Source organism: Chamaesiphon sp. GL140_3_metabinner_50, assembly GCF_025361915.1.
Classification (GTDB): domain Bacteria; phylum Cyanobacteriota; class Cyanobacteriia; order Cyanobacteriales; family Chamaesiphonaceae; genus Chamaesiphon.
Map to the genome: position 1 here is coordinate 1 of NZ_JANYJC010000035.1, position 3,755 is coordinate 3,755.

The 3,755-nt window shown below is 44.4% G+C and carries 4 protein-coding genes and 1 pseudogene; 2 read left to right on the plus strand and 3 right to left on the minus strand.

From position 1 onward, the window contains the following. The coding region (locus Q0R35_RS01550) for an AarF/ABC1/UbiB kinase family protein (protein WP_295613780.1) at positions 1-1,359 on the minus strand (1,359 nt) is incomplete at its 3' end. 225 nt (positions 1,360-1,584) lie between these two features. Between Q0R35_RS01550 and tadA the strand changes: the two genes are divergently transcribed. Continuing rightward, positions 1,585-2,046, plus strand: a complete 462-nt coding sequence (gene tadA / locus Q0R35_RS01555; RefSeq protein ID WP_295613782.1) for a tRNA adenosine(34) deaminase TadA — start codon at positions 1,585-1,587, stop codon at positions 2,044-2,046. Between the two features lie 130 nt (positions 2,047-2,176). On the opposite strand, the gene Q0R35_RS01560 is transcribed toward tadA, so the two are convergent. Together Q0R35_RS01560 and Q0R35_RS01565 are read right to left on the minus strand one after the other, a co-directional pair. Beyond that, positions 2,177-2,647, minus strand: coding sequence for a hypothetical protein (locus Q0R35_RS01560; protein WP_295613783.1), 471 nt, complete (start codon positions 2,645-2,647; stop codon positions 2,177-2,179). 27 nt (positions 2,648-2,674) lie between these two features. Continuing rightward, positions 2,675-3,199 carry a hypothetical protein gene (locus Q0R35_RS01565; protein WP_295613785.1) on the minus strand — a complete coding sequence of 175 codons (525 nt, stop codon included), beginning with the start codon at positions 3,197-3,199 and terminating at the stop codon, positions 2,675-2,677. Positions 3,200-3,315: 116 nt separating this feature from the next. Between Q0R35_RS01565 and Q0R35_RS01570 the strand changes: the two are divergent. Next, positions 3,316-3,755, plus strand: a pseudogene (locus Q0R35_RS01570) (coproporphyrinogen III oxidase); the annotation flags it as partial.

Sequence of the window (3,755 nt, forward strand, 5' to 3'; positions counted from 1 at the left end):
CAAAATTAATGCATAGTAAGCTGGTACTTGGAATGGGAATTCATACATCACACCGGATAATTGGTCGGTAACGCTCTTAAAATCTAAGTCGGCGATATTAGTACCACTAATTCCTAGCGAACTATTGAATACATAAGTCAAAGCCGGGATAATTGGAGTGAGATCTGTATCTGGAGTCAGAAATTCTAACTTCACAAAATCTCGTCCTAAACCATCGAAATCGCGATTGACTAAATGCACGATCGCCTCTACCAAACCATACCGTTGATATGGCTTGACTTGGCTCATCATTCCAAAATCTAGATAAGCTAATTTACCATCGGGAGTAGCGAGTAAATTACCAGGATGCGGATCGGCATGAAAGAAACCATGCTCTAATAATTGTCGCAACGAACATTGCACGCCAACTTCGACTAAATAGGTAGCATTGAGTCCCTGTGCGGCTACTGCTTCAAGATTGGTTAACTTAGTTCCGGTAATCCACTCCATCGTCAGGACGCGTCTGCCCGTATACTGCCAGTAAATGCTGGGTACATAAATATCTTGCATACTGCCGTACAATTCGGCAAATTTTTCGGCATTACGTCCTTCATTTTCATAGTCCATTTCCTCGAAAATGCGCTCGGCAAATTCATCGACGATTGAGACTAAATTACTGCGGATTTGCTTGAAATTTGTTTGTGCCCAAATTGCCAAAGTCCGAACGACATGTAAATCTAAAGTGATACTATCTGCCAGCCCCGGACGTTGAACTTTAATAGCAACATCTTCACCGCTCCAAAGTTTGCCCTTATATACTTGCCCCAATGAAGCAGCCGCGATCGGTAAGTCACTAATTTCAGCATAAATCGCATCTGGACGATCGCCTAATTCTTCTTCAATGAATTGATAGGCAATCTCGTTAGAAAATGCGGGAATATTATCTTGTAATTGAGCTAACTCTTCTAAAAATTGGGGTGGTACTAGATCGGGGCGGGTCGAAAGTGCCTGACCGATTTTGATGTATGCTGGCCCTAATTTAGTTAATAGCGATCGAATCTGGATGGCACGTTTGCCGAGGTTTTCTTTACTACGGTTAGTAAACTTGTCGAGCAACAATCCAAATGCAAAGTTAAAGATCGGCAGGAAAATACTCAAGAAACGGGCGAATACTTTCAGGGGTTGGCTGCTGTAGTATTCAGCGATCGCGATCGGATCGTACCCCAACCACGTACCGTCAGTAACTTCTCTCACTCGTCTAGAGTTCACAACTTCTGCATCAGCCACTAGTTCTGTGGATACGGGTGCGACAGACTGGTTAGACGGAGCATCGACTCGATTCATCTCTGGTGAAAACTGACTAGAAGGTGTGGTGTTCATGAGGTGATGGTATTTAGCCCTATTAAGTATTGTAACAATTTTTCGTAACTAACAGGGGATATTATCTATCCTAACGCCACAAAACGATCGAAGTCAGTGGGTTCTCCCGATCGATTGGGATCGGAATTCCGACTTGTTGAGGGAAAGTGGACGGGGGGACTGGGAGACTGGGGGACTGGGATCTAGAGGATCTTTCCCAAATCTATTCACCATTCACTAACTTAAATGGATATTCAATTACATCAACGCTGGATGGCGAGATCGATCGAATTGGCAACGAGCGCGGGAAATGCGGGTGAGGTACCCGTGGGGGCGATAATTATTAGTCCTGAGGGTGAGATAATTGCTGAGGGTGAAAATCGGCGAGAACGCGATCGAGATCCGACTGCTCATGCCGAAATTGTGGCGATTCGATCGGCAGGAGCGTATTTAAATAGCTGGCACCTCGATCGCTGTACGCTATATGTAACGCTCGAACCCTGTCCGATGTGTGCTGGTGCGATCGTCGCGGCACGGCTGGGATTGCTAGTATATGGTGCCGATGATGCCAAAACGGGCAGCGTACGCACTGTTTTGAATATTCCAGATAGTGCAGCTTCATATCACAAATTAACCGTCATTGGCGGCATTTTAGCAGCTACCTGTCGTCAACAATTACAGGATTGGTTCAAAAGTAAGCGAATTTAGGGAATATTTATCGATCGAACCTATGATACTGAGGCTAAAATTAATTTGGGGATTACCGTTAGTTACCAGCGCATTTCAGTAGAAAAATTTGCCGCAATCCAAAACGATCCTAAATTAGCTAGGGGATTTTTCAGGAGATCGAGCGACTTACCGATAGAACCTCTAACACCTCAATGCGATAAGAACATATTCCCATATGTCCAAATGCTCCTTGCTCGACAATTTTACCTCTGAATTCGAGATCGAACTTTCCCGAATAGCCGTCTCTAGTTGTAGGATTTCCTAATGCTTCTGTCAGCCAATCCCAACCACCTTCAAAGGGAATATCTAGTTGAAAATTTACTGACATCATTTCAAATCGAGGAATTTCCCAATGTGAAATATATTTACCTATAAAAGTGCGTTCTGAGCCGATCGAAAATGTTTCTATAGTTAAATTTTTCGCTACTGAAACATTATCTTGCCACCACGTTCCTCTTAGCAGGGAAGAAATATTCAGGAGCCTAAACAGATCGAGCGCCATCACTCCCACAAAAAAAGTTAGATATAAATATCCAAACAGTACCAGCAGGAAAACGACGATTGCGATCGAACTCATCATCAAAGATTTCGGTACATCGAAAAGTATTTAAAACTCTTGGCTGAATATTTCTGTCAGCACGACATTAGAAAATAATAACCCTTCCGGATCTGATAAGCGTAATAATCGTTGGCAAAGCCTCTCGGAACGAGAATCGTGATGTTCGATCTCGACAATTTCTACCCATCCCTGGTGCTGATATCGCTGTAAACATTTTAACAACCGATCGAGCTTACCGATCCCGAATTCAGACTCGATCGCATTTAGACTTATTCCACGAGCTAATCGCAATCCTAGCATCAAAGTTTCTAAAAACCGATCCTCAGCGGCGGTAAGATCGACTCGCCAATCGCAGCCATCGGCAATCCATTGATAATATTCTTGAGTCTTGCGGGGACGGGTGAAGCGATAATTTTCGAGATTGCTGGCTGCACCCATTCCGAAGGCGTAGTAAGGCTGATTTTGCCAATAGGTGCGATTGTGACGACATTGAGAGCCAGGTTTGGCATAATTAGAAATTTCATAATGTTCGTAACCAGCACCACTTAATATCTGTTGGGCGGTACGATACATCTGGGCGGTGGCTTCGTCGCTGGGTAAAGGTTTATCCCCCGGCTGATATTGCTTGGCAAAAGGGGTTTGCGCCTCGACAATCAGATCGTAACAGGAAATATGGGTAGGATTTAGATCGATCGCATACCGTAGCTGATATTTACGCTGCTGTAGAGCTATTTCATCAAGGCGGTATTACCAACTGGAGCCTCGATCTAATTTCTGGCTTACCACAACAAACAATCGATAATTGGATGGCTTCGCTGGCATGTGCGATCGATCTAAATCCTACCCATATTTCCTGTTACGATCTGATTGTCGAGGCGCAAACGCCTTTTGCCAAGCAATATCAGCCGGGGGATAAACCTTTACCCAGCGACGAAGCCACCGCCCAGATGTATCGTACCGCTCAACAGATATTAAGTGGTGCTGGTTACGAACATTATGAAATTTCTAATTATGCCAAACCTGGCTCTCAATGTCGTCACAATCGCACCTATTGGCAAAATCAGCCTTACTACGCCTTCGGAATGGGTGCAGCCAGTAATCTCGAAAACTATCGCTTCACCCGTCCCCG